The 26074-nt window shown below is 64.5% G+C and carries 21 protein-coding genes; 9 read left to right on the plus strand and 12 right to left on the minus strand.

Annotated elements, in window-relative coordinates:
- Positions 1–3 precede the first annotated feature (3 nt).
- Genes pdxA through PTE31013_RS07085 form a run of 3 tightly spaced genes read right to left on the minus strand, consistent with a single transcriptional unit; the run spans position 4 to position 4855 of the window.
- On the minus strand, positions 4–1083 hold the full coding sequence (gene pdxA / locus PTE31013_RS07075) for a 4-hydroxythreonine-4-phosphate dehydrogenase PdxA (protein ID WP_150612079.1): 1080 nt from the start codon (positions 1081–1083) through the stop codon (positions 4–6).
- A gap of 51 nt (positions 1084–1134) precedes the next feature.
- Entirely contained in the window at positions 1135–2502 is a 1368-nt protein-coding gene (locus PTE31013_RS07080) for a peptidylprolyl isomerase (protein ID WP_150612080.1), read from the minus strand.
- Complete coding sequence (locus PTE31013_RS07085) at positions 2495–4855, minus strand: LPS-assembly protein LptD (protein ID WP_174978454.1); 2361 nt, start codon at positions 4853–4855, stop codon at positions 2495–2497. The genes PTE31013_RS07080 and PTE31013_RS07085 overlap by 8 nt, the downstream gene beginning before the upstream one ends.
- 163 nt (positions 4856–5018) lie before the next feature.
- Between PTE31013_RS07085 and PTE31013_RS07090 the strand changes: the two genes are divergently transcribed.
- From PTE31013_RS07090 to purH, 7 genes are all read left to right on the plus strand, one after another.
- Complete coding sequence (locus PTE31013_RS07090) at positions 5019–6104, plus strand: aminoglycoside phosphotransferase family protein (protein WP_174978455.1); 1086 nt, start codon at positions 5019–5021, stop codon at positions 6102–6104.
- Between the two features lie 19 nt (positions 6105–6123).
- The gene (gene murU, locus PTE31013_RS07095; protein WP_150612225.1) at positions 6124–6864 is read left to right on the plus strand and encodes an N-acetylmuramate alpha-1-phosphate uridylyltransferase MurU; all 741 of its coding nucleotides are present in this window, start codon (positions 6124–6126) and stop codon (positions 6862–6864) included.
- 42 nt (positions 6865–6906) lie between these two features.
- Positions 6907–8238: an aminopeptidase P N-terminal domain-containing protein gene (locus tag PTE31013_RS07100; protein WP_150612082.1), complete on the plus strand. Its 1332-nt coding sequence runs from the start codon at positions 6907–6909 to the stop codon at positions 8236–8238.
- Entirely contained in the window at positions 8238–9551 is a 1314-nt protein-coding gene (locus PTE31013_RS07105; RefSeq protein WP_150612083.1) for a UbiH/UbiF/VisC/COQ6 family ubiquinone biosynthesis hydroxylase, read from the plus strand. The genes PTE31013_RS07100 and PTE31013_RS07105 overlap by 1 nt, the downstream gene beginning before the upstream one ends.
- A 108-nt stretch (positions 9552–9659) precedes the next feature.
- Positions 9660–10688 (plus strand): tRNA dihydrouridine synthase DusB, encoded by a 1029-nt coding sequence (gene dusB, locus PTE31013_RS07110; RefSeq protein WP_174978456.1) that lies wholly within the window; start codon positions 9660–9662, stop codon positions 10686–10688.
- On the plus strand, positions 10685–10918 hold the full coding sequence (locus PTE31013_RS07115) for a Fis family transcriptional regulator (RefSeq protein ID WP_010803993.1): 234 nt from the start codon (positions 10685–10687) through the stop codon (positions 10916–10918). The genes dusB and PTE31013_RS07115 overlap by 4 nt, the downstream gene beginning before the upstream one ends.
- A 142-nt stretch (positions 10919–11060) precedes the next feature.
- Positions 11061–12626, plus strand: a complete 1566-nt coding sequence (purH, locus tag PTE31013_RS07120; RefSeq protein WP_150612085.1) for a bifunctional phosphoribosylaminoimidazolecarboxamide formyltransferase/IMP cyclohydrolase — start codon at positions 11061–11063, stop codon at positions 12624–12626.
- A 94-nt stretch (positions 12627–12720) separates the two neighbouring features.
- On the opposite strand, the gene PTE31013_RS07125 is transcribed toward purH, so the two are convergent.
- The 7 genes from PTE31013_RS07125 to PTE31013_RS07155 all read right to left on the minus strand — a co-directional run bounded on the left by PTE31013_RS07125 (position 12721) and on the right by PTE31013_RS07155 (position 20953).
- Positions 12721–13329 (minus strand): HutD/Ves family protein, encoded by a 609-nt coding sequence (locus PTE31013_RS07125; protein ID WP_150612086.1) that lies wholly within the window; start codon positions 13327–13329, stop codon positions 12721–12723.
- Positions 13330–13351: 22 nt separating this feature from the next.
- Positions 13352–14620, minus strand: a complete 1269-nt coding sequence (locus PTE31013_RS07130; RefSeq protein ID WP_150612087.1) for a glutamate-5-semialdehyde dehydrogenase — start codon at positions 14618–14620, stop codon at positions 13352–13354.
- 209 nt (positions 14621–14829) lie between these two features.
- The gene (holA, locus tag PTE31013_RS07135) at positions 14830–15909 is read right to left on the minus strand and encodes a DNA polymerase III subunit delta (RefSeq protein WP_150612088.1); all 1080 of its coding nucleotides are present in this window, start codon (positions 15907–15909) and stop codon (positions 14830–14832) included.
- 11 nt (positions 15910–15920) lie between these two features.
- The gene (locus PTE31013_RS07140) at positions 15921–16436 is read right to left on the minus strand and encodes an LPS-assembly lipoprotein LptE (RefSeq protein WP_174978457.1); all 516 of its coding nucleotides are present in this window, start codon (positions 16434–16436) and stop codon (positions 15921–15923) included.
- A 95-nt stretch (positions 16437–16531) separates the two neighbouring features.
- Positions 16532–19126 (minus strand): leucine--tRNA ligase, encoded by a 2595-nt coding sequence (gene leuS, locus PTE31013_RS07145; RefSeq protein ID WP_150612090.1) that lies wholly within the window; start codon positions 19124–19126, stop codon positions 16532–16534.
- A 315-nt stretch (positions 19127–19441) separates the two neighbouring features.
- Positions 19442–20239, minus strand: coding sequence for a 4-hydroxy-tetrahydrodipicolinate reductase (dapB, locus tag PTE31013_RS07150; RefSeq protein ID WP_150612226.1), 798 nt, complete (start codon positions 20237–20239; stop codon positions 19442–19444).
- Positions 20240–20266: 27 nt separating this feature from the next.
- The gene (locus tag PTE31013_RS07155; RefSeq protein ID WP_246173929.1) at positions 20267–20953 is read right to left on the minus strand and encodes an outer membrane protein assembly factor BamE; all 687 of its coding nucleotides are present in this window, start codon (positions 20951–20953) and stop codon (positions 20267–20269) included.
- Positions 20954–21119: 166 nt separating this feature from the next.
- Between PTE31013_RS07155 and fur the strand changes: the two genes are divergently transcribed.
- On the plus strand, positions 21120–21551 hold the full coding sequence (gene fur, locus PTE31013_RS07160) for a ferric iron uptake transcriptional regulator (RefSeq protein ID WP_150587926.1): 432 nt from the start codon (positions 21120–21122) through the stop codon (positions 21549–21551).
- Positions 21552–21850: 299 nt separating this feature from the next.
- Here the strand turns inward: fur and gap are convergent, their stop codons facing one another.
- Together gap and tkt are read right to left on the minus strand one after the other, a co-directional pair.
- A complete protein-coding gene (gap, locus tag PTE31013_RS07165; protein WP_150612092.1) occupies positions 21851–22861 on the minus strand; it encodes a type I glyceraldehyde-3-phosphate dehydrogenase in 1011 nt (336 codons plus the stop codon).
- 28 nt (positions 22862–22889) lie between these two features.
- Entirely contained in the window at positions 22890–24902 is a 2013-nt protein-coding gene (tkt, locus tag PTE31013_RS07170) for a transketolase (protein WP_150612093.1), read from the minus strand.
- Positions 24903–25098: 196 nt separating this feature from the next.
- Between tkt and PTE31013_RS07175 the strand changes: the two genes are divergently transcribed.
- A complete protein-coding gene (locus tag PTE31013_RS07175; protein ID WP_174978458.1) occupies positions 25099–26040 on the plus strand; it encodes a spermine/spermidine synthase domain-containing protein in 942 nt (313 codons plus the stop codon).
- Positions 26041–26074: the final 34 nt, after the last annotated feature.

Here is a 26074-nt window from a genome sequence, read left to right on the forward strand (position 1 = left end):
TCCTTATGAACGCGGTTTTGCGGCGTGCGAATCGCCGCTCGCGCCTGCGGTCAATGATGCGTGTGTCGCGGCGTTGGCCGCCATGGTGGCTGCCGTACGCAAGGCTTCAAGCAGGCTGCCGCTCTCGGCTTGCCCGGTGCCCGCGAGGTCGAGTGCCGTGCCGTGATCGACCGAGGTGCGGATGATCGGCAGGCCAAGCGTGATGTTGACGCCCGCGCCGAAGCTCGCGTACTTGAGCACTGGCAGTCCCTGGTCGTGGTACATCGCGAGGACCGCATCGGCCCCTTCGAGATGGCGCGGCTGGAACAGCGTATCGGCAGGATACGGGCCGCGGGCGTCGATGCCGGCGGCGCGCGCGTCGTCGAGCGCCGGCGTAATGACGTCGATTTCCTCGCGACCGAGGTAGCCCGACTCTCCTGCATGCGGGTTGAGCCCGGTCACGAGAATGCGCGGACGCGTCACGCCGAAGTGACGCATCAGATCGTGGTTGAGGATGACGAGCGTTTGCAGCAGATCGTCGCGACGAATCGCACCAGGGACTTGCGCGAGCGGCAGATGCGTCGTCGCCAGCGCCACGCGCAGTCCGCCGCCGGCCAGCATCATCACGACGCGTGGCGTGCCGGTGCGCTCGGCAAGATATTCAGTGTGACCGGTGAAGGCCACGCCGCAGTCGTTGATCGTGCTCTTTTGCAGCGGCGCCGTGACGACGGCGTCATAGGTGCCGGCCAACGCGCCATCAATGGCGTCGTCGAGCAGAGCCAATACGTACCGGCCGTTGGCCGCGTCGAGATGGCCCGGCTGCGACGTGACGGCCAGCGGATGGTGCACGACACGTACGCGGGCGCCGTCGAGCAATGACTGCCAGGCATCGCCCAGCCCCACGGCCTGCGCGCGCGCCGCGAGCAGCGAGGCATCGCCGAGCACGGCGAACCGGCAATGGGCAAGGAGGGCGTCGAGGCGGACGTCGGTGTCACCTGCCGACGGGGACAGGCACTTCACGAGTGCCTGCACCGTCAACTCCGGCCCGACGCCCGCCGGCTCACCCGTGGTGATGGCAAGGACGAAGGACCGGTCGGAAGTCATGCGTGAGAAGAGAAAGAGGACGGAGGGGGTGCGAACTGTCTCACGCCGCGCTTATTGCTGCGCGTTGTTGAGACGATAGTCGACATAAGCGCTGTCGCGCAGTTGCTGCAACCAGTCGCGGTACTGCTGCTCGGCCTTGCGCCCCCGCAGTTCCTGCATCGCGACGTTGCGCTCCTGATCGCCGGAGACCTGCGACTCGCGATGACCCAGCACCTGAATCAAGTGGTAGCCATATTCCGAGCGCACCGGGTCGCTGATCTGGCCGTCCTTGAGTTCGGACATGGCACGCTCGAATGCCGGCACCGTCTCGCCCGGCGAGATCCAGCCGAGATCTCCGCCCTGCGATGCCGAGCCGTCCGCCGAGAACTGTCGCGCGAAGTCGGCGAAATCGCCCTTGCCCGCTTCGATCTGCGCCTTGATATCGAGCAGCTTCTGACGTGCCTGCGCTTCCGACACGCCATCGCCCACCCGGATCAGGATGTGCCGCGCGTGGATCTGCGGCACGGTCATGCCCTGATCGCCCCCTTGCTTGCGGGTCTCGACGAGCTTGACGACGTGGAAACCGTTGTTGCTGCGAAGCACCTGCGGCACCACCGTCCCCGGCTGCAGCTTCTGAACCTGCGTGAGGTACAGATCGGGAATACGTTCGGGAATGCGAAAGCCCATGTCGCCACCGTTGGCGGCGTCGGAAGCGTCCGAATACTGCTTCGCAAGTGCAGCGAAGTCTCCTCCCGCTTTCGCCTTGTCCAGCGCTTCGCCGGCCTTCTTCTGCGCCGCGCTCACCTGGTCGGCCGTGGCGCCTTCGGGCAGCTTCACGAGGATTTCGCTCAGGCGGTATTCCGTCTCCGACGGCGCCGCCGTGGCACCGCGCTGTGCGGCGAGGAAGGTGTTGATCTCCGAATCGCTGACCTGCACGTGGCTGTCGACTTCACGATCGCGCAGGCGCGCCATCAGGATCTGTTCGCGCACTTCCTTGCGGAACGCGTCCCAGGGCACACCGGCCTGCGACAGACGCGCCTTGTACTGATCGATGCTCAGGTGATTGTCGGCGGCAATGCGTTGCAGGGCCTGCTCGACGTCGGCGTCCTTCACGATGATGCCGTCTTCCTTCGCCCGCTGGAGCTGCACCTGCGTGACGATCATTTGCTCGAGCACCTGACGCTGCAGCATATCGGCGTCCGGAATCGGGCGCTTGGCGAGCGTGAGCTGGTGCTTGGCCTCCTCAATACGCGTGTCGAGCTCTTTGCGCGTAATGACGCTTTCGTTGACCACAGCCACGATGGAATCGACCGCGCGTGCGGACGAGGCGGGCGTACCCGCGACACGACTGCCGACCGGCGCCGGCTGGGCCACCGCCACCCCGGCGGCGAGACACAGGCTCGCCAGCAGCGAGGCACGCTTCACAAACATGTCATTCATAGTTGCTGAATCGAGAAGGAATCTGGTTCGTCGGCGGCGCCTGATAACCCGGCACCCCAACCTTGAAGGCTTCCGTGGCGCTGTTGCCGGATTTTGTCAAGCCTTTTAGCTCCAACTGCGCGAAGATGCGCGAAGTTGTCGTGGTGGCATTGGTCGCGTAGCGCTGGAGCCCCACCCGGAACGCCCAGCAGTCGGCATCATACTCGAAACCCGCCAGGGCATCGATGACGGTCTTGTCGGTGATACTGTAGTTCACGCGCCCCACCACCCCCAGCCGCGGTGTGATCGGCCACTGGCCGGAAAGTTCGACCTGGTTGATCGGCGTGACGGTCAATGCGGTTTGTCCCACGACCGCCGTCGAGTTTCGCAGGTAGCGGTAATACACGTTGAATACCCGCCGCTCGCCCGGGCGCCAGGTCACACCGACATCCGACCGGTTGAACTGTGACGTGCTCGGGCTGTACTGCACGGCGGAGCTGAACGTGACGTTTCGGTAAAGCAGCGCCGATCCGCCGACCAGGAAGTCGGAGACCCCGGCGTCTTCGGCTGTGCCGCCCGGCATCGTCACGAGCGACCGGGTGAAGTTGTAACGCTGCGCGTACCAGACGCGGCCGCGCTCAATACCCGACTCCGCGTCGATCAGGCGCGAGGTCAGTGCCGCCGTCACGCGATTGGCGTCCTGAATCCGGTCGACACCGATAAACGAGTTCTCGCTGAAAATTTCCGCCAGGTTGAAGTCGGATGTCGCGCTGTCGAAAATCGGAATGGAACTCTGGTTTCGATAAGGCGTGTAAACGTAGAACAGGCGCGGCTCCAGCGTCTGGCGCATCGCCGAGCCGAAGAGGTTCAGCGGGCGCTCGAACGTCAGCCCGGTATCGAGGCTGACCGTTGGCACCGTACGCGTGATCGACGAATGCATCGTCGAGCCGTTCGGATAATCGATGTTGTACGACGCCGCGTTGAAGATGACCTTCGGCACGACAAAGTAGCCCGGCGTCAGGATCGGGTAACTCAACGTAGGCTGGGCGTAGATACGCTCGCCGTTCGGTTGCCCCGTTGACGACGCAATCTGGAACCGGTTGTACCGGATCGGCATCGTGAAATCGAAACCGTGGAAGTCCAGCTTGTTATACGTTGCCGACAGTTCCGGCACCGATTCATACTGCGGCGCGCTTGGCGCGAGTGTCTGATACTTCAGCACTCGAGCCAGGAACGACCAATTGCCGTACCCCCACGTCAACCCGGCTTCTCGGTTATACACGCGCTGCACGCCGGTCTGGAAATTGGTACCGGTACCGAAATCGTCCGGATACGTGTCGTCCGAGACTTTCGAGAAGTTGACGTAGCCATTCACGCCATAGCCGAGCGACTGGCTATGCTGCCATGTGAATGTGTAACGGGCATCCCCCGTAATCCGGTCCTTCGGCAAGTATTCGAGGTGGAACAACCCAGCGTAGGTCGGCTCCAGGTAGCGGAAGTCGCCAACGAGCATCGTACCGCGCTTGGTCATGAAGCGAGGTGTGATCGTCAGGTCACGATTCGGCGCAATGTTGAAGTAATACGGCGTCGCCAGCTCGAAGCCCGTACGGCTCGACTGCGTGAAGGTCGGTGCCAGGAAACCCGAGCGGCGCTCGTTCGATGTCGGGAACGACAGGTACGGGCTGGCGAGAATCGGCACACCCTGGAAGAACAGGATGCCGTTGTACGCCGTGCCTTCCTGCTGCGCCTGATCGAAATCGAACTCGGACGCCTTGATGTACCAGGCCGGCGTCTTGCCGTCGTCCGTACACGCGCAGGCGGAGTAGGTGCCGCGCTGCAGCGTCACGACGTTGCTCGCCTCGACATCCGCACGCTCCGACTTCCCGCCTCCGCCCGTCACGAGCCGGTAGGTCGGCGTGAGCATATAGCCGTCGCCCGCACCGGTGTACATATGCGCCTCTGGGCCGAGGAACAGGTTGCCCCCCTGCGACAGACGGGCATTGCCACGCGCCACAACTTCGTCCGAGTCCTGATCGTACGTCAGGCGATCGCCCTTCACGAACGAGCGGTACTTGCGCGCCTCGGCGTCGCCATCGACCGTCGCGTCCACGTTGGTCCGCCCGGTGAGGTGCATGCCGCGCACGTACATCGGCACGTCCTCACCGGCACCCAACGGGTTGTCGACGAGCGCCGGCACCGTGCGCAACACCAGGCCGTCGCTTTTGGCAATATCGGGAGGGGGGGCTTCCTGTGCACCGGCGAGCGAACACCACACTCCGGGCAAGGAGAGCAGCAGTGCCAGCGGCTTGCGCCGCGCGCGCATCAGGCGCCGCAGCGAAGAAACAGCATTCGTATTGACTTGTTTATCCGGCATGTACGCAAACAGCGTGACAATCGAGGCGCCGCTTGCAGGCAGCCAATCCCGCGTGTCTGCACGGCATTGCCGGGACATTCGGGACGGTCGATCGAGGTCGAGAAACAGGGCGTCTGGAAAACATGATCGAGTATTATATGGCAAGACGTTTACGACCCCCATCATGACCTCACACCCCACCGCCCCCGCGAGTGTTTCCAACACTTCCCACTCGCTCTCCAACGCCACCGATTCTCGCCTGCAAGCCCTCGGCCAGTGGCTCGCCGGCATCGCCGAACCGTTCGCGCTGGACATGGCGCAATGGGCGCCGGCCTCCGCCGACGCCAGCTTCCGGCGCTACTTCCGCATCGGCAGCCACCATCCTGCGCATCCGAGCCTGATCGTGATGGACGCGCCGCCGCCGCAGGAGGATTGCCGCCCGTTCGTGCACGTTGCCCAATTGCTTGATGAAGCGGGACTGCAGGCGCCGAAGGTACTTGCCGAAGATCTCGCGCAGGGCTTCCTGCTGCTCACGGACCTCGGGCGCGAGACGTATCTCGACGTCATCAACGAGGACAACGCCCGCCCGCTCATGCGCGCAGCGCTCGATGCCCTGATCGTCTGGCAGACGCACTCTCGTCCGAACGTGCTGCCCGCCTACGACACGGCGCTGCTCCAGCGCGAACTCGATCTGTTCCCGGACTGGTACGTCGGCAAACATCTGAAGGTGACGCTCGACGCAGACCAACGGGCGACGCTCGACCGGATCAATCAGTTGCTCATCGACAACGCGCTCGCGCAACCCAAGGTGTTCGTGCACCGCGATTACATGCCGCGCAACCTGATGCCCGGCCTGCCGGGCACCGAGGGCCCGGGCATTCTCGACTTCCAGGACGCCGTCTATGGGCCGCTCACGTATGACGTGGTCTCGCTGATGCGCGACGCCTTTCTCAGTTGGGACGAAGAACGCCAGCTCGACTGGCTGGCGTATTACTGGGAACGTGCCCGCAAGGCCGGCCTGCCGGTCGACGCCGACTTCGGCGAGTTCTACCGTCAGGCGGAATGGATGGGGCTGCAACGTCACCTGAAGGTGCTCGGCATTTTCGCGCGTATCAACTATCGGGACGGCAAGCCGCGCTATCTGGCCGACACGCCGCGCTTCCTCGGCTATGCGCGCAAGGTCGCCGACCGCTATACGCCGCTCCGCCCGCTCGCCCGGTTGCTCGACGCACTGACCGGCGAGCAGACGGATGTCGGCTACACGTTCTGAGGCACGCCGCATGAGCGCGATGAAGGCGATGATCTTCGCCGCCGGCCGCGGCGAGCGCATGCGCCCGCTCACTGACGCCACCCCCAAACCGCTGCTCGGTGTCGGCGGCAAGCCGATCATCGTCTGGCAGATCGAGGCGCTGGCGCGCGCGGGGTTCACGGACATCGTCATCAATCACGCCTGGCTGGGCGAGCAGATCGAAGCCACGCTGGGCGACGGCAGCGCATTCGGCGTGCGGCTCGCCTACTCGGCCGAGGGCGAAGCCCTCGAGACGGCGGGCGGGATCGCCCACGCGCGTCCGTTGCTCGAGGGCGCTGGCGAGGTCTTCCTGGCAATCGCGGGCGATATCTTCACGTCGTTCGACTATGCGGCGTTGCGCCCTCACGCCGCACGCATGGCCGCGCAGCCTGCGCCCGGCATGCATCTGGTGATGGTGCCGAACCCACCATTTCATCTGGAAGGCGACTTTGCGCTCGACCCTGCGGGCCGACTGCATCTCCCCGAGGCCGCCCCGCCAACTGCCCACGCGCTCACGTTCGGCAGCATCGCGCTTTACGACCTTCGACTCTTCGCCGACATCGCGTCGGGCACACGCATGGCGCTCACGCCGCTGTACCAGCGCGCGATTGCCGCCGGGCGGGTGAGCGGCGAGCGCTTCGATGGCGTGTGGGAAAACGTTGGCACGCCAGCACAACTGGCCGCCCTGAACGCTGACGTGCAAGCACGGCGCGACCTCGCGCCCGGCGGTAGAATCGCCTGACGACGTTTGAATCCGACCGAACCGACCGAAATGGAGCCCTCGATGACTGATTCCCCGTACCGTGCCCGCCGTGAGCGCGTCATCGAACAGATGCGCAAGGCGGGGGGCGGTGTCGCCATCCTGCCGACGGCGCCGGAAGTGGCGCGCAACCGCGACAGCGACTACCCCTATCGTCACGACAGCTATTTTTACTACCTGTCCGGCTTCACGGAGCCCGATGCGGTCGTGCTGCTCGACAGCCGCACGGGCCACTCGATCCTGTTCTGCCGCGCGAAGAACGAAGAGCGCGAGATCTGGGACGGCTATCGCTACGGCCCCGAAGCCGCGCGCGAGACCTTCGGCTTCGATGCCGCCTACCCGATCGACGAGATCGAGACGCATGTGCCGCAACTGCTGGCCGACGCCCCGGCACTGTTCTACGCGCTCGGGACCTCGGCACAGCAGGATCGCCAGGTACGTCACTGGCTGGGCGCAGTCCGTGCGCAAGGCCGCACGGGCGTGTCGGCGCCGTCTGTCGCACGCGATATCCGCACGATACTCGACGAGATGCGTCTGATCAAAGACCCCGTCGAACTCGACATCATGGCGCGGGCTGGCAAGATTTCGGCCGACGCCCATGTGCGTGCGATGAAGGCGTCGCGCCCGGGGCTGCGGGAATATCACCTCGAAGCCGAACTGCTGTACGAATTCCGCCGCAACGGTTCGCAATTCCCCGCTTACGGTTCCATTGTTGCCACCGGCGCCAACGCCACGGTGCTGCACTATCGCGCGGGCGACGCCAAGCTGCGCGACGGCGACTTGTGCCTGATCGATGCCGCGTGCGAACTCGATGGCTACGCGTCGGACATTACCCGCACGTTCCCGGTCAACGGGAAGTTCACCGCCGCACAGCGTGAGCTGTACGACATCGTGCTTGCCTCGCAGCAGGCCGCCATCGACGCGACGCGCGCGGGCGTGCGCTTCGACGCCCCCCATGACGCTGCCGTGCGCGTGCTTGCCCAAGGCATGCTCGACACGGGCCTGCTCAAGCGCGATGCGGTGGGCAGCCTCGACGATGTGATCGCCAACAAGTCATTCAGCCGCTTCTACATGCACCGCACGGGGCACTGGATCGGCATGGACGTCCACGATTGCGGGGAGTACCGCGAGGACAGTCCGAACGGCGAACGTCCGTGGCGCACGCTGGCCGCGAACATGGTGATGACGGTCGAGCCCGGCATTTATGTGCGGCCCGCGCCGGACATCGACGAGCGTTACTGGAACATCGGCATTCGCATCGAGGACGATGCGGTCGTGAGCGCGGATGGCTGCACGCTGCTCACTCGCGACGTGCCGGTCGATGCCGACGAGATCGAAGCGCTGATGCGTGGCTGATGACTGACACCCAGGCTTCCCCTTCCGCCATGCCGGCAGCGCACACGGCGAATGACGATCGCGCGCGCCGTTTCGACGTGGCCATCGTCGGCGCCGGCCCGGTCGGCACGGCGCTCGCGCTTCTGCTCGCACAGCGCGCGCCGCAGTTACGGATCGCGCTGGTGGACGCGCGCGGCGCGCAGGCGGGCTATGACGACCCGCGCACGCTGGCGCTCTCGCATGGCAGCCGTGAGATCCTCGCGCGCGCTGGCGCCTGGCCGCACAGTGGCGCGGGGCTCGCCAGCACGCCAATTCAGCATATTCACGTATCGCAGGCGCGGCGCTTCGGCAGCACGGAAATCGATTATCTCGATCACGGCGTACCGGCGCTGGGTTACGTGGTGCGATACGGTGCCTTGATGCGCGCACTGGACGCCGCCATGTCGCGCGTCCCCACCCGCGTCGAGCACGCGCCATCGACGTCCTCATCGTCGGATCGGCCGGACGGGCAGCGTGCTCCGTATCGAGCGGGAGTGCATCACTTCCGCCCCTATCGCGCCATCGCCCTGCACCAGGACGCACACGAGGTCACGATCACCCTTGGCACGTCCGTCGACGATCACGCGCAAACGCTGCATGCCTCGCTTGCCGTGAACGCGGAAGGCGGCCTGTTCGAGCGTCAGACGGCCCGTCCTCACGCGCGCGACTACGGCCAGACCGCGCTCGTCGGATTCGTCACCTGCGAGCGGCCGCGCATCGGCTGGGCATGGGAGCGCTTCACGCCGGACGGCCCGCTGGCGTTGCTGCCGCAGGAAAACGGCTACGCGTTGGTGTGGTGCTGCTCGCACGCCGAGGCCAAGCGTCGTCGCGAGCTGGGCGATGCGTCGTTCCTGAGCGAGTTGCACGCGGCGTTTGGCGACCGCATGGGCCGATTCACGTCGATTGTCGGCCGCGCGGGCTTCCCGCTGGGCCTCAACGCCCTCGGCCGGGTCGTCGACGGCCGGATTGCCGCCATCGGCAACGCCGCGCAAACGCTCCACCCGGTCGCGGGACAAGGCCTGAACCTCGGCCTGCGCGACGCCTTCGACCTGGCCGACGCACTCGTTCGCGACACCCGCGGCGTGCCGGGCCCCGCAGCCCTCACCGCCTTCGCCCACCGGCGCCGCGCCGACCGTGGCCTCACGATCCGCATCACCGACCTGCTGCCACGCGTCTTCGGTATCGACGCCGCCCCAGTCGCCCTGCTGCGCAGCGCGGCCCTCGCCGGCCTCGACCTCGTCCCGCCGCTCAAGACCGCCTTCGCCCGCCAGATGATGTTCGGCCAGCGCGGCTGAGCGTCTGGCTTCCCCCGTAGGACGGCCGAACCGCTTGCCCATTTTTTAGGCGACGGAAATGGGTTTTCGCAGTAAAATACCAACTTTTTCCCGCCTTTTCCCTTCATCGTGCATATCGGCCCCCACGAACTCCGCAATAACCTGTTCGTCGCCCCCATGGCGGGCGTGACGGATCGGCCGTTCCGCCAGTTGTGCAAGCGACTCGGTGCGGGCTATGCCGTCTCGGAGATGGTGGCGTCGAACGCCCAGCTCTGGAAGAGCGAGAAGACGATGCGCCGCGCCAATCACGCGGGCGAAGTCGCGCCGATCTCCGTGCAGATCGCCGGCGCCGACCCGGCCATGATGGCCGAGGCCGCCCGTTACAACGTGGAACGCGGCGCGCAGATCATCGACATCAACATGGGCTGCCCGGCCAAGAAGGTCTGCAACGTCGCCGCCGGTTCGGCCCTGCTGCAAAACGAACCGCTCGTCGCCCGAATCGTGTCCGCTGTCGTCGGCGCCGTGGGCGATGTGGTGCCGGTCACGCTGAAAATTCGCACAGGGTGGGATCGTGAACACAAGAACGCCCTGACGGTCGCCCGTATCGCCGAGGACTGCGGCATCAGCATGCTCACCGTGCACGGCCGCACGCGCGCCGACCTCTATCACGGCGACGCGGAATACGAGACCATCGCCGCCGTGAAGGCTGCGGCCCGCATTCCGGTCGTCGCCAACGGCGACATCGACTCGGCGCAAAAGGCCAGGCATGTGCTGGAAGTCACGGGGGCCGACGCCATCATGATCGGCCGCGCGGCCCAGGGGCGTCCGTGGCTGTTCCGTGACATCGAGCTGTTTCTCACGACGGGCGAGATCGCCTTGCCGCCGCGCGTCGACGAGATCCAGCAAATCATGAACGAACATCTCGAGGATCATTACGAGTTTTACGGGGAATACACGGGTGTGCGGACCGCGCGCAAACATATCGCGTGGTATTCGCGTGGCCTGCCGGGGGCAGCCACGTTCCGCCAACGGATGAATACGCTCGACACCACGCAGGAACAGTTGGCTGCAGTCAATGAGTTTTTCGAACAGCAGAAGGCGCACTCGGACCGTCTCTGCTATGAACAAGAATCGCCGAGGGAGCTATTAGCCGCATGAGCAAAACAAACATAGAACAATGCGTGCGCGACAGTCTGGATTCGTATTTCCGCGATCTGGATGGCGCACGGCCACACGATGTCTACGATATGGTCGTCTCTGTCGTCGAGAAGCCGCTGCTCGAGTTCGTGCTCGGCAAGGCCGACGGCAACCAGTCGCTCGCTGCTGAATACCTGGGGATCAACCGCAACACGCTGCGCAAGAAGTTGCAGCAACACGGCCTGCTCTAGCCGTTGTGCGAGCACGGGAGGGCGTCGAGACCGACGTGCCGCCCGTCGGCCCCATCGCGGGGTGCGCCTGACGCGATGACTCGCATGGCGCCCGCCCCATTCGCCCAACTCGTCCGTTTTTGCCGCTTCACTACTGTCCGTCATGATTAAGCAAGCTCTCATTTCCGTCTCCGACAAGACCGGCATCGTCGACTTCGCCAAGTCGCTCGCTGCGCAGGGCGTGTCGATCCTCTCCACTGGCGGCACCGCCAAGTTGCTGGCTGACGCCGGCCTGCAGGTGACCGAAGTGGCCGACTACACCGGCTTCCCGGAAATGCTCGACGGGCGCGTGAAGACGCTGCATCCGAAGGTTCACGGCGGCATTCTGGCCCGTCGCGATCTGCCCGAGCACATGGCCGCGCTCGCGAAGCACGACATTCCGACGATCGACCTGCTCGTGGTGAATCTGTATCCGTTCGTGCAGACCATTGCGCGCGACGACTGCTCGCTCGAAGACGCCATCGAGAACATCGACATCGGCGGCCCGACGATGCTGCGCTCGGCCGCGAAGAACCATCGCGACGTCACCGTGATCGTCGATCCGGCCGACTATGCCGTGGTGCTCGATGAAATGAAGGCGAACGACAACACGGTCGGCTACGCCACGAACTTCCGCCTGGCCACGAAGGTGTTCGCCCATACGGCCCAGTATGACGGCGCGATCACGAACTACCTCACGAGCCTTGGCGAGTCGCTGCGTCACACCGAGCGCTCCGCCTATCCGGCGACGCTGAACCTCGCGTACACGAAGGTGCAGGACATGCGCTACGGCGAGAATCCGCATCAGAGCGCCGCGTTCTACCGCGACATCGTCACGCCGGAAGGCTCGCTGGCAAACTATCGCCAGCTCCAGGGCAAGGAACTGTCGTACAACAACATTGCCGACGCCGATGCCGCCTGGGAATGTGTGAAGACGTTCGACGCGCCGGCCTGCGTCATCATCAAGCACGCAAATCCGTGCGGCGTGGCCGTGGCCGCCTCGCCGGCCGAAGCCTATGCGAAGGCATTCCAGACCGACCCGACGTCAGCCTTCGGCGGCATCATCGCGTTCAACCGCGAAGTCGACGAAGCCGCCGCGCAAGCGGTTGCCAAGCAGTTCGTGGAAGTGTTGCTCGCGCCATCGTTTACCGAAGCCGCCAAGCAAGTGTTCGCGGCCAAGCAGAACGTGCGTGTGCTCGAAGTGCCGCTTGGCAACGGCGTGAACCGGTACGATTTCAAGCGCGTGGGCGGTGGCCTGCTTGTGCAGTCACCGGATGCGAAGAACGTTGCGCCGCATGAACTGCGCGTGGTGACGAAGCGTCATCCGACGCCGAAGGAAATGGAAGACCTGCTCTTCGCCTGGCGCGTGGCCAAATACGTCAAGTCGAACGCCATCGTGTTCTGCGCCGGCGGCATGACGCTGGGCGTGGGCGCCGGTCAGATGAGCCGTGTCGACTCGGCACGTATCGCCAGCATCAAGGCCCAGAACGCCGGCCTGTCGTTGAGCGGCTCCGCCGTGGCTTCGGATGCCTTCTTCCCGTTCCGTGACGGCCTCGACGTGGTGGTCGACGCGGGCGCGACTTGCGTGATTCACCCGGGCGGCTCGATGCGTGACGACGAAGTCATCGCCGCGGCCGACGAGCGCAACGTCGCCATGCTGATGACGGGCACGCGTCACTTCCGTCACTAAGCCTTCGCCACGATGGCCCTCGCCGGGTCATCGACGGGCGATACGAAAGGACACCCAGGAGACTCTTGGGTGTCTTTTTTTTGCCAGCGGGGGTTCAACGTCGAGAGAGCGTCGTCAGGAAGATATGCGTGGGACTCGCGTCGGCCCGCAGTTCACAGGCATCACCACCGCCGACGCGAAGCGCATGTCCTTCAGGAAGGCTCATGGCCTGGCCGTCCGTGAAGTTCACCCGCACTTGCCCTTGCGCACAGTAAAGGAAGGCGACGGCGTCGGCATCCGTTGGCAGCGCCCACGTCACGGCGTCTCCGTCGAGTCGATGCTGTGCCAGTGTGTGCTGCCATGCGGTACGGCGTGTCATGACATTGAAGTCGTCGATGGGCACACCGACCGTCTCCAGCGCCGGGGTGCTGGTCACGGCCAACTCGCCGCCGAAGCGGTATGGTGGCGTGCGCGTCGAGAGCGTCACGTCCGGGCAGTCTTCGACATGGAGCGTGAGCGTGCCGCCCCGCACGATGGCCAGCGAGCGATCGATGCCCGGGAATAGAGAGAACGGCCCTGGGCTCGCGACCGTAGCCGTGCTGATGCGCCAATCGAAGCCGTCCTCACCGGGGCGTCGCGCCACCGCCAACTCGGTCGTCACGCCCAGGCCGTTCTTCCATGGCATCTTCTGAAAATCGGCCGGGCCGAGCACTTGCAGTTTCATACGACGTCTCTGACGCACTGACTCACTTGCGGACTTCGCCGTGTCCGAACACGACGTACTTCAGACTCGTCAGGCCTTCGAGGCCCACCGGACCGCGGGCGTGCAGCTTGTCGTTCGAGATGCCGATCTCGGCGCCCAGGCCGAACTCGAAGCCGTCGGCGAAACGCGTGCTCGCGTTGATCATCACGCTGGCAGAATCGACTTCGCGCAGGAACTGCATCGCGGCGGTGTAATCCTCGGTCACGATGGCATCGGTGTGATGCGAGCCGTAACGATTGATGTGCGCGATGGCCGGCGCCAGGCCGTCGACAATCTTGATCGCCAGCACCGGCGCCAGATATTCCGTCGACCAGTCTTCCTCGGTTGCTGCCACCACACCTGCCACGCCGGCTTCGTCGAGCGCCGCCCGCGTTCGATCGCAACCGCGCAACTCGACCTGCTTGCCCTGGAACATGCCGGCAATGGCGGGCAATTGGCCGATGGCCTGTTGGTCGACGAGCAGCGTTTCCATCGTGTTGCAGGTACCGTAGCGGTGGGTCTTGGCGTTCTCGCAGATCGCCAGCGCCTTCGCCGGATCGGCGCGGCCGTCGACGTAGACGTGACAGATGCCGTCGAGGTGCTTGATCATCGGCACACGTGCGTCCTGCATCAGGCGCGCGATCAGGCGCTTGCCGCCGCGTGGCACGATCACGTCGACGTAGTCGGTCATCGTGATCAGTTCGCCGACTGCCGCGCGATCGGGCGTGCTGACGACCTGCACGGCGTCGCCGGGCAACCCGCTCGCTGCAAGCGCCTGCGCGATCAGAGCCGCCAATGCCGTATTGCTCTCGATGGCTTCGGAGCCACCGCGCAGAATGGTGGCATTGCCCGACTTCAGGCAAAGCGCGGCCGCGTCGATGGTCACATTGGGACGCGATTCGTAAATGATGCCGATCACCCCCAGCGGCACGCGCATCTGACCGACCTGAATACCGCTCGGCTGCACGCGTACGTTGCCGATCTCGCCGATGGGGTCCGACAGGCCCGCGATCTGGCGCAGACCTTCGATCATCGTGCGCAGCGCCTTGTCAGACAACGTGAGACGGTCGATGAACGCCGCGTCCTGACCGTTGGCGCGAGCCCGCTCGAGATCGCGGCGGTTCACTTCCTGCAACGTCGCGCCATCACGCTCGATGGCATCGGCAATCGCAAGCAGCGCGCGATTCTTGGCAGCGGTGTCGGCGCGCGCCATGGCGCGCGATGCCTCACGGGCACGCTGACCCAACGATTGCATGTAGGCTTTGATATCCATATCATCTGTTTCGCAGTTCTCCTGGCGACGCAGTCGCCAGGGCATTCAGTTGACTTTCGATGCAGGCAGCGCTCGCGAGAGACGGACGGCACCGCACGACATGTCACCGGTCATGCGCCAGATTGTCCGTCAATTGCGGAGACCTTGCTGGCACGGCTCCCGTTTCCCGAGAGGCAGAATTCGGTGTTTGGCAGGGTGTTGGGCGCGGTCTACGCGGGCACCCGACGGGGGGCACGAGCGGAGCGCGCCATCGGCGGTCGCTCGCCGGCGAGCAGCAGGCCGAGCTGCAGCATGCCATCCCACGGATCACCCGGCAGACCGTCGGCCCGCAGCCCCTTGACCTGCCGGTCCAGACGCGCGGCCAATTGCAAGGCCTGCGCAAGCTTGGCGGGTGTCACGCGATTGGCCGCCTGCTCCATCAGACGCTCGCGCGGCCCCCAGACCCGATACTCGCGCAACAACATCGCGAGCGGCTTGCCGGACGCCATCCCGCGCGTGATCTTGGCGAGCGTGCGCACTTCTTCGGTCAACGCCCACAGGACGAGCGGTGCGGCTTCACCCTCGCCGCGCAGGCCGTCGAGCATGCGCACCAGCCGGGCAACGTCGCCCGCCAACACGGCTTCGCTGAGTTTGAACACGTCGTAACGCGCCACATTCATCACGGCATCCTGCACCTGCTCGAACGCGAGTGCGCCCGACGGATACAGCAGGCCCAGCTTCTGGATTTCCTGATGCGCCGCGAGCAGGTTGCCCTCGACACGATCCGCAATGAATTGCAGCACGCGTCGTCCAGGCTCACCGGCGTCGACACGCTGTCCCTGTGCAGCGAGACGCTGTGCAATCCAGTCCGGCAGACGGCCCCGGTCGACCGGGTCGATCTTGATCGTCACGCCCTCGCGATCGAGCGCTGTGAACCAATCGGATTTGGTTGCCGTCGCGTCGAGCCGGGGGAGCGTGACGATGGTCAGGACGTCGCTGTTCGCGGCACCGGCGTGCGCCTTGAGCGCCGCGCCGCCGTCCTTGCCGGGTTTTCCGCCAGGAATGCGCAACTCGATGAGTTTGCGGTCGCCGAACAGCGACATGGACTGGCCCGCGTTGGCGAGCGCCCCCCAGTCGAAGCTGCGCTCGACGCTGAGCACGTCGCGCTCGGTGAAACCGCCCGCACGCGCCGCCGCGCGCACGCGATCCACCGTCTCCTGCACGAGCAGGCTCTCGTCGCCGTATATCGTATAGATCGGCGAGAGGGTCTTGGCGAGATGCGCGTCGAGCGCGTCGGGACGCAATTGCATGGGGACAGGCGTTACTCTTCCGGCTTCTTCGTCGGCAGGGACTTTACCGCTTCCATGCGGCGAACGATCTGGTCGACGGCATCTTTCTGCATATCGCGGTTGAGCAGTGTGGCTTCCGCGTCACGCGCCGTCGTCTCGCTGTCGCTGTAGGGCAGATTGCGCGTCAAGCGAATCGTGCTCAACGGGATGATCGGCGAGCCATCGGGTGTCACGAGCTGGAATGTGAACGAGCTACGCAGTTCGTATTCGCGCGCTTGGCCGTTGGCATCGAGACTGACGGCCGTGCGCGACGACGAGGTGTTCACGATTTCCAAGCGAGCATCGGCATCCTTGGGCTCGGTCACCACGACCGTGTCCTTGCTGCCGTACCGAATGTAGCGCGAGATATCGGTCGCCATCTGGCCACCGCCCGAAATGTACAGACGGTGGAACGCATACTCGCTCGCACCGCGCAGTTGGAAGCCGCACGCCGACAGCACCAACGCGCAACCCAGCACGGCGAGACCGCCGAAGATCCTGCGCGTCATACCGACGCCTCGTTGCCCGAATGTCATTTGCACGTGATGTGCCCTCTTCTCACCAAACACCATCAATTCATCGGCCTGCGGCCGTCGCTGCCGCCTCAGACCACTACGTTCACGAGACGGCCCGGCACGACGATGACCTTCTTCACCGGCTTTCCTTCGCCGAACTTGGCGGTCATTTCGTGCGCCAGCGCCGCTTGTTCGATGACCTCACGCGAGGCGTCCTTCGCCACGCGCACGGCGCCACGCACCTTGCCCGCCACTTGCAGCACGAGTTCGATCTCGTCCTGCACCAGCGCGACGTCATCAACTTCCGGCCACGACGCATCGAGCAGATCGCCCTGTTGCGCCGCGTAGCCCAACTCGACCCACAGGCCGTGCGTGACGTGCGGCACCACCGGGTAGAGCACGCGCAGCAGAATACCGTAGCACTCGCGCACCGCACCGGCGCCCGCCGCGCCCTTGTCACTCTCGATGGCGTTGAGCATCTTCATCGCCGCGGACACGACCGTGTTGTACTGCACACGCTGATAGTCGTAGTTGGCCTGCTTGAGCACGCCATGAATCTCGAGGCGCAGCGCCTTTGCCGCCGGGTTCGCCGTATCGATGGCGGCGTCTGCCTGACGCAGCAGTGCGGCCTGCGACTGGCCGAAGCCCCACAGACGACGCAAGAAGCGGCTCGCGCCTTCTACGCCGGCCCCCGACCATTCGAGCTGCTGCTCGGGCGGTGCCGCGAACATCACGAACAGACGCGCCGTATCGGCACCGTACTGATCGATCAACGACTGCGGATCCACGCCATTGTTCTTCGACTTCGACATCTTCTCGATGCCGCCGAGCGTCACGTCGGCACCGTCAGCCTTCGACGTCGCACTGACCGGGCGGCCCTTGTCATCGAACTGGACTTGCACGTCGAGCGGGTTGAACCACGTCTTCTTGCCCGAGGCGTCTTCGCGATAGAACGTCTCGTTGAGCACCATGCCCTGCGTGAGCAGGTTCTGCGCCGGCTCCTTGAAGCTCACCAGGCCCAGATCACGCATGACCTTGGTCCAGAAACGCGAGTACAGCAAGTGCAGGATCGCGTGCTCGATGCCGCCGATGTACTGGTCCATCGGCATCCAGTAGTCGGTGCGCGCGTCGACCATGGTGTCGGCGTCCGGGCAGGCATAGCGCGAGAAATACCACGACGAGTCCACGAACGTGTCCATCGTGTCGGTCTCGCGGCGCGCCGGCTTGCCGCACTTCGGGCAATCGCATTTGAGGAACGCTTCCGACTTGGCCAGCGGGTTGCCGGTGCCGTCCGGCACGAGGTCTTCGGGCAACACGACCGGCAGGTCCTTCTCGGGGACCGGCACCGCGCCGCACGAGGCGCAGTGAATGATCGGGATCGGCGTGCCCCAGTAGCGCTGGCGCGAAATTCCCCAATCGCGCAGACGGAACGTGACCTGCTTGTCACCCGCGCCCTGCGCCTTGAGATCGGCGGCGATGGCATCGATGGCAGCGGCGAAGCCCAGGCCGTCATACTTGCCGCTGTTGACCAGCGTGCCACCGTCCTTGTCGCCGTACCAGGCCTGCCAGGCCTGCGTCGAATACGTTTCGCCCGCCACCGCGACGACCTGCTTGATCGGCAGGTCATACTTGCGGGCGAACGCGAAGTCGCGCTCGTCGTGCGCCGGCACGCCCATCACGGCACCTTCACCGTATCCCATCAGCACGTAGTTGCCGATCCACACCTCGACCTTGTCGCCGGTCAGCGGATGCGTGACGAAAAAGCCCGTCGGCATGCCCTTCTTTTCCATCGTGGCGATGTCGGCCTCGGCCACACCACCCTGCTTGCATTCCGCGATGAACGCCTGCAGGTCGGGACGCCCGGCAGCCAGACGCGTCGCGAGCGGATGCTCGGCAGCGATCGCGCAGAAGGTCACGCCCATGATCGTGTCGGCACGCGTAGTGAACACGCGCAGCAGCTTGCGCTCGCCGTCCAGTTCGTACGGGAAGCCGAAGTTCACACCGAAGCTCTTGCCGATCCAGTTCTGCTGCATCACCTTCACGCGCTCGGGCCAGCCGAGGTCGTCCAGGTCGCCGAGCAGTTCGTCGGCATATTCGGTGATGCGCATGTAATACATCGGGATTTCGCGCTTCTCGACGAGCGCGCCCGAACGCCAGCCTCGACCGTCGATCACTTGCTCGTTCGCGAGCACGGTCTGATCGATCGGGTCCCAGTTCACGGTGCCGGTCTTCAGGTAGACGACGCCCCTCTCGAGCATCTTCAGGAACAGCCACTGGTTCCAGCGGTAATACTCCGGCTTGCAAGTGGCGACTTCGCGCGACCAATCGATCGCCAGGCCCATCGCCTGCATCTGCTTCTTCATGTACGCGATGTTGTCGTACGTCCACTTGGCCGGCGGCACGCCATTGGCCATGGCCGCATTTTCAGCCGGCATGCCGAAGGCATCCCAGCCCATCGGCATGAGCACGTTGTACCCGCGCATGCGCATCTGACGGTACATCACGTCGTTGATGGTGTAGTTGCGCACGTGGCCCATATGCAGCTTGCCCGACGGATACGGCAGCATCGAGACGCAATAGAATTTCTGTTTGTCCGCGCGCTCGGTGGTCTTGTAGGCATCGATCGCCTGCCAGTGAGACTGGGCGGAGGCTTCGACGTCGGCGGGAACGTATTTTTCTTGCATGATGGGTCGGCGGATAGGATTCGGCTCGGCTTCGGCCCCGCCGGTGCGCGGCAGAAGGCGCGCAGCACGCAAGCGTTTTGGGGCAGATCCGGGGAAAACGATGATTATAACGCCGCCGGCAGCGGATTCGGCGCGAAGGCGGCAAGCGGATGCGGCGGTGAGGCCGCCTTGGCGCGGATGCCGGCCGATGTGTCATGCCATCCGCGGTGGCGTGCGCCTGTGGGCGCGGCGTCCGGTGCCGGTTGACGCATCGTGGGCCGCGTCATGCAACGCCACAATGCACGCGCGGCAACCGGCACGCAGGCGAACGCTGAATCAGCGCAGGCCCAATACGTCCTGCATGTCGAACAGGCCAGTCTTGTGTTGCGCGAGGAAACGGGCAGCACGCAGCGAGCCTTGCGCATACGACAAGCGGCTCGACGACTTGTGCGTGATCTCGATGCGCTCGCCGATGCCGGCAAACAACACCGTGTGATCGCCGACGATATCGCCGCCGCGCACGGTCGCAAAACCGATGGTCGACGGATCGCGCTCGCCGGTCACGCCCTCGCGGCCGTAGATGGCGCATTCCTTCAGATCGCGGCCCAACGCCTCGGCCACGACCTCGCCCATGCGCAGTGCCGTACCCGACGGCGCATCGACCTTGTGGCGGTGGTGCGCCTCGATGATCTCGATATCGTAGCCCGTGTTCAGAATCTTCGCGGCGACTTCGAGCAGCTTGAACGTGGCATTCACGCCAACGCTCATGTTCGGCGCAAATACCACGGCCACGTGCTCGGCCCCCGCCGCCAGACGCGCCTTGTCGGCGTCGGAGAAGCCGGTCGTGCCGACGATCATCTTCACACCATGCCTTTCGGCGGCGGCCAGATGCGCCAGCGTGCCTTCCGGACGCGTAAAGTCGATCAGATATTGCGCGTTGGCGAGCGCCTCATCCAGATCTGCGGTGATCTTGACGCCCGTCTCGCGCCCCAGGAAGGCGCCGGCGTCGTGGCCCAGTGCCGCGCTGTCCGCGCGGTCTAGGGCACCGACCAGTTCGGCGTCGTCGGCCGCCAGCACGGTTTCAATCAGCATCCGCCCCATACGGCCGGAGGCGCCAGCAATCGCAATCTTCATCATGGAATTCTTGACCCTTCAGACAGCTTACTTGGGCATCGAGAACAGGCTACCGCCGGAAGTCACGCGCGGCGACGGGACAAGGCCCGTCCCCGTGGCCGCCGTCGTGCCGCCCGATGCGCCATCGCCAGTGGCGGGCTGCGCGCTGGACGCGGCGGTGGACTCGGAAGCGGCATTCGTTGCCGTCGCGGCGCTCGACACGGTGGCGCCGTCGGACGCGGCCGGCGTTGCGGTCGGTACGGCGGTCTCGGCCGCGGCAGCGCTCGCCGTCGACGGGGCCGGGGCGTCGGTCTTCACGGACTTGCCTTTCTGACCGTCGATTTCCTGCACCAACTGGTATTCGGTCGGCAGATTTTCGCCGCCTTCCCAGCGCGCCAGCGTGTCGCCGTCGAAATACACCTTCAGGTGGCGCTCTTGCACCACCGACGCGTTGCCGCGCTTGAAGTAGAAGACGTAGTCCCAACGATTCGCGTGGAAGATGTCCTCGAGCAGCGGCGTGCCGAGCAGTTGACGGACCTGATCGCGCGTCATGCCAGCCTTGAGCTGATCATAGGCTTCTTTCGAAACGAAGTTGCCTTGAACGATGTTGATTCGATACGGCGTGACCACGCCGATCACTTTGTCGGTCACGCTGTCATACGTCGAGCAACCGGCCAGGGCCAGGAATGCCGCCGCAGCGCAGACGGAGAGCGGAAGGGAGAGATAACGACGCAAATCTGACTCGCTTTCAAAAAAATCGAACTTGACTCCGGCACGCCGGGCGCACCGCCACATCGCCCCCGTTGACGGCACAAACCGTCCCGATTGCCCCGGTTTGCGCCCGGGCAAGGCAAAAAGGCATTATTATTGGGGCTGTATTGTACTCTAGGGACGTAGAGCGATGCCGAATCCCGCCGATCTGAAAAATATCGGACTGAAAGCCACGCTTCCGCGCCTCAAAATTCTGGAAATTTTTCAGAACAGCGAGGTGCGCCACTTAACCGCTGAAGACGTCTATCGTCACCTGCTCAACGAGAATCTCGATATCGGCCTGGCTACGGTGTACCGTGTCCTGACCCAATTCGAACAAGCTGGCCTATTGTCGCGCAGCAACTTTGAATCCGGCAAGGCCGTTTTCGAACTCAATGAAGGCCATCATCACGATCACCTCGTGTGCCTCGACTGCGGGCGTGTCGAAGAGTTCTTCGATGCCGAGATCGAACGCCGTCAGAAACTGATCGCCAAGGAACGTGGCTTCGCGCTCCAGGAGCACTCGCTCGCGATGTACGGGAGCTGCACAAAAGACCCGTGCCCGCATCGCCAAAAGAATTGAAATTTGTTCTGGCAGAATGTCTTCCGATGAAGACATTCTGGGATTCCGCCCAAGCCCCTGCCCCCGATGTATTGCGTGCTAATACGCATCGTGGGCGAGCACTCCCGTGAACGGCGGAAAGACGCAGCAATCGAAGCCAGCAGCGTACCAAGCGTATTGCGTCGATGGGAATGAGACATACAACGCGAATTGACGACCGCTGTTGCATCAGTCCCCCGACGTCCAGCACAAGGTCCGCACCAAAGAAAAAGCCGCTGTCGCGAGACAGCGGCTTTTTCTACAACCGGCGTCGAACGCGATTACTTCGCCGACATCAGGGCAACGGTCGTGTCGAGCATGCGGTTCGAGAAGCCCCACTCGTTGTCATACCACGAGCCGACCTTCACCAGACGGCCCGACACCTTGGTCAGCGTGCCGTCGAAGTTCGACGAGGCCGGGTTGTGGTTGAAGTCGACCGACACCAGCGGTGCCGTGTTGTACGTCGCGATGGCCTTGAGCGAGCCCTCGGCCGCTTCCTTCAGAATCGCGTTGACTTCGTCCACCGTCGTGTCGCGCTTGGCAACGAACGACAGGTCGACGATCGACACGTTGATCGTCGGGACGCGAATGGCATAACCGTCGAGCTTGCCATTGAGTTCCGGCAGCACCAGACCGACAGCCGACGCCGCACCGGTCTTGGTCGGGATCATGCTCATCGTGGCCGAGCGCGCACGACGCAGGTCTTCGTGATAGACGTCGGTCAACACCTGGTCATTGGTATAGGCGTGCACCGTGGTCATCAGGCCCGTTTCCAGACCGATCTTCTCGTGCAGCGGCTTGACCAGCGGGGCCAGGCAGTTCGTGGTGCACGATGCGTTCGAGATGACCGTGTCGGTCGCCTTGAGCACGCCGTCATTCACGCCGAACACGATGGTGGCGTCCACATCCTTGCCGCCCGGGGCCGAGATGATGACCTTCTTCGCGCCGCCCTTCAGGTGGGCACTGGCCTTTTCCTTCGTGGTGAAGAAGCCCGTGCACTCGAGCACGACGTCCACGCCCAGCTCGCCCCACGGCAGTTCGGCCGGGTTACGGTTGGCCAGCACGCGAATCTTGTCGCCGTTGACGATCATGAAATCGCCATCCACCGACACCGTGCCCGGGAACTTGCCGTGCGCCGTGTCGTACTGCGTCAGGTGAGCGTTCGTTTGTGCATTACCGAGATCGTTGATGGCGACGATTTCGATATCGTGCTTCTTGCCACCTTCGTAGTGGGCACGCAGCACGTTGCGGCCGATACGGCCGTAGCCGTTGATAGCGACGCGAATGGTCATGGGGGTTTCTCCGTAAGGTCTAACGAAATCAGCCAAGCACGGACTTGACCGTCGCGACCACATGGTCGACGGTGAAGCCGAAGTGTTTGAACAGCACGCCGGCCGGGGCCGACTCGCCGAAAGTGTCGATGCCGACCACGCCGCCTTCCAGGCCGACGTACTTGTGCCAATACGCCGTCACGCCGGCTTCGATCGCCACACGCGATACGCCGCGCGGCAGCACGCGCTCGCGATACGCTTTGTCCTGACGGTCGAACACGTTGGCCGACGGCATCGAAACGACGCGCGCCGCAATGCCCTCGGCTGCCAACGCGTCGGCGCCCTTGAGGGCCAACTCGATTTCCGAACCCGTCGCAATCAGCACGATCTGCGGATTCGCCACATCACGCAGCACATAGCCACCCCGACGGATATCGGCGATCTGCGCATCGTCACGCGAGACGAACGGCAGGTTCTGACGGCTGAGCACCAGGCTCGACGGGCCATCGTGACGCTCGACGGCTGCCACCCACGCGACCGCCGTCTCCGTCGTATCGCACGGACGCCACACGTCCATCTGCGGGATCAGGCGCAGGCTCGAGACATGCTCGATGGACTGGTGCGTCGGACCGTCTTCGCCCAGACCGATCGAATCGTGCGTAAACACGAAGATCGAACGCAGCTTCATCAGCGCCGCCATGCGCAGCGCGTTGCGGCTGTAGTCCGAGAACGTCAGGAACGTGCCGCCGAACGGGATGTAGCCGCCGTGCAGCGCCATGCCGTTGATGATGGCGCTCATGCCGAACTCGCGCACGCCGTAGTTGATGTGATTGCCGAACTGCACGCCCTCTGCGTTGGCGCGCACGGCCTTGCTGGCCTTCCAGTTCGTCAGGTTCGAGCCGGTCAGGTCAGCCGATCCGCCCAGGAACTCGGGCAGCACGGCGGCCAGACCTTCGATCGCAAGCTGCGACGCCTTGCGCGTGGCGACCGTTTCGCCCTTCTCGTTGGTCTTGGCGATGAACGCGGCGGCAGCCGACTTGAAGTCGCCCGGCAGCTCACCCTTCATGCGACGCGCAAACTCGGCGGCCTCTGCCGGGAACTGGCTGCGGTAGGCGGCAAAGCGCTCGTTCCACGCGGCTTCGGCGCGCTGGCCAGCGGCCTTGGCGTCCCATGCGGCGTAGACGTCGGCCGGCACCTCGAACGGCGGCAGGTGCCAACCAAGCGCAGCGCGCGTGGCGGCGATTTCATCGGCGCCCAGCGGCGCGCCGTGCACATCGTGACCGCCTTGCTTGTTCGGCGCGCCCTTGCCGATCAACGTCTTGCAGCAGATCAGCGTCGGACGATCCGAGGTCTTGGCCTGGGCGATGGCGGCGTCGATGGCGTCGACATCATGGCCGTCAATGGCACGAATCACGTTCCAGCCATACGCTTCGAAGCGTTTCGGCGTGTCGTCGGCGAACCAGTATTCGACGTCACCGTCGATCGAGATGCCGTTGTCGTCGTATAGCGCGATGAGTTTGTTCAGACGCAGCGTTCCCGCGAGCGAGCAGGCTTCGTGCGAGATGCCTTCCATCAGGCAGCCGTCGCCGAGAAACGCGTACGTGTAGTGGTCGACGATGTCGTTGCCCGGGCGGTTGAATTCCTTGGCGAGCAGTGCCTCGGCCAGCGCGAAGCCGACGGCGTTGGTGATGCCCTGGCCCAGCGGGCCCGTGGTTGTCTCGATGCCCGGCGTGACACCCACTTCCGGGTGGCCCGGCGTCTTGCTGTGCAGTTGACGGAAATGCTTCAGCTCGTCGATCGGCAGGTCATAGCCTGTCAGATGCAGCAGCGAATAGATGAGCATCGAGCCGTGGCCATTCGACAGCACGAAGCGATCGCGATCGAACCAGTGCGGGTTGACGGGGTTGTGCTTGAGATGACGGCCCCACAGGGCGACCGCGATATCGGCCATGCCCATCGGCGCGCCAGGGTGACCGGAGTTGGCCTGTTGGACCGCGTCCATCGAGAGGACGCGAATGGCAGAGGCCATCAGCGCAGCCGTAGCAGAAGAGGAGTTCGTCATGGTGACCAGCCGGAAGAGCGGGCATGCCCCGTTGTCGCGAGCTGCCTCGAAATTCAAATGCGGGAGAAAGTCCGAGATTTTACCAGATACGGCCATTGCCCGGGTCGTTCGCCGCGAACTTCCCCAATCGACGGAAACGTGGAATCATGCCAAGAAGTGGCGCGATCACCACGAATTGAATGAAGTTACCGTGCCAATGCCCGCCAAACGTGACATCACCGAAGACCGATCTCGCCCGGTACCGCGTCCTTGCACGGCGCCGCTCGGGCGATGGGCGGCGTATACGTTCACCGCCCATGCCGTGTTTGCCACGACGTCGGCCCATCAGCACATCGAGGTCGTGGACTTGCCGGCATTCGGGGCGCTCGGCCGAGCGTACCGGCTCGATGGCCGGTTCATGGCCTCGCTCGCCGACGCGCATATCTGCCACGAATGCATGGTGCATCCGCTACTGCTCGCGCATGGCAACGCCCGCCGAGTGCTGGTGCTTGGCGGGGGCGATGGCGGCTCGGCATACGAAGCCTTGCGCCATGCTAGCGTGCGCGAGGTCGTCGTCGCCGAACTCGATGCCCAGGTGCCTGCAACAATCCTCCAGTACATGCCGGCGTTGGCGGGCGGCGCGTTCGACGATCCGCGCACCACGCTTGTCATCGGCGACGCCCGGGATTTCGTCGACGCCGCACTCGCTCGCGGAGAATCGTTCGACGCCGTGATTTTCGACCTGACGGATGCCGACGGCGAAGCGGCTACGCTGCACGACGCCCCCTTCTTCGCCAAAGTCCGCGCATTACTCGGCCCCCGCGGCGGTCTTGCCCTGCAACTCGGGGCGCCATGGTTCGAAGCCGATCAAGTCGGACGCCTGCTCCGCAGCCTGCGCACGGTATTCAGATTCGTCCAGCCGATGACCGCGTATGTGCCGCTGTACGGCACGCTGTGGGCGCTGGCATTCGCCAGTGATTCGCTCGACGTGCGCGGCAACGACGTGAGCGCCGCGACGCATGCATTGTCATCGCGATACCCCCTTCGCCACTATTCGCCAGCCCGGCACGCGATGCTGTTCGACATCCCGCCGGAACTGAGCGCCGTGCTCGGCGATCAGCAGAAACCGGGCGACAATGAGGGAACGCGCGGCAAGTGAATCGAGCCCGCGTTCCTTGTATATTGAAGACTTA

This window comes from Pandoraea terrigena, from assembly GCF_902459705.1.
GTDB lineage: Bacteria > Pseudomonadota > Gammaproteobacteria > Burkholderiales > Burkholderiaceae > Pandoraea > Pandoraea terrigena.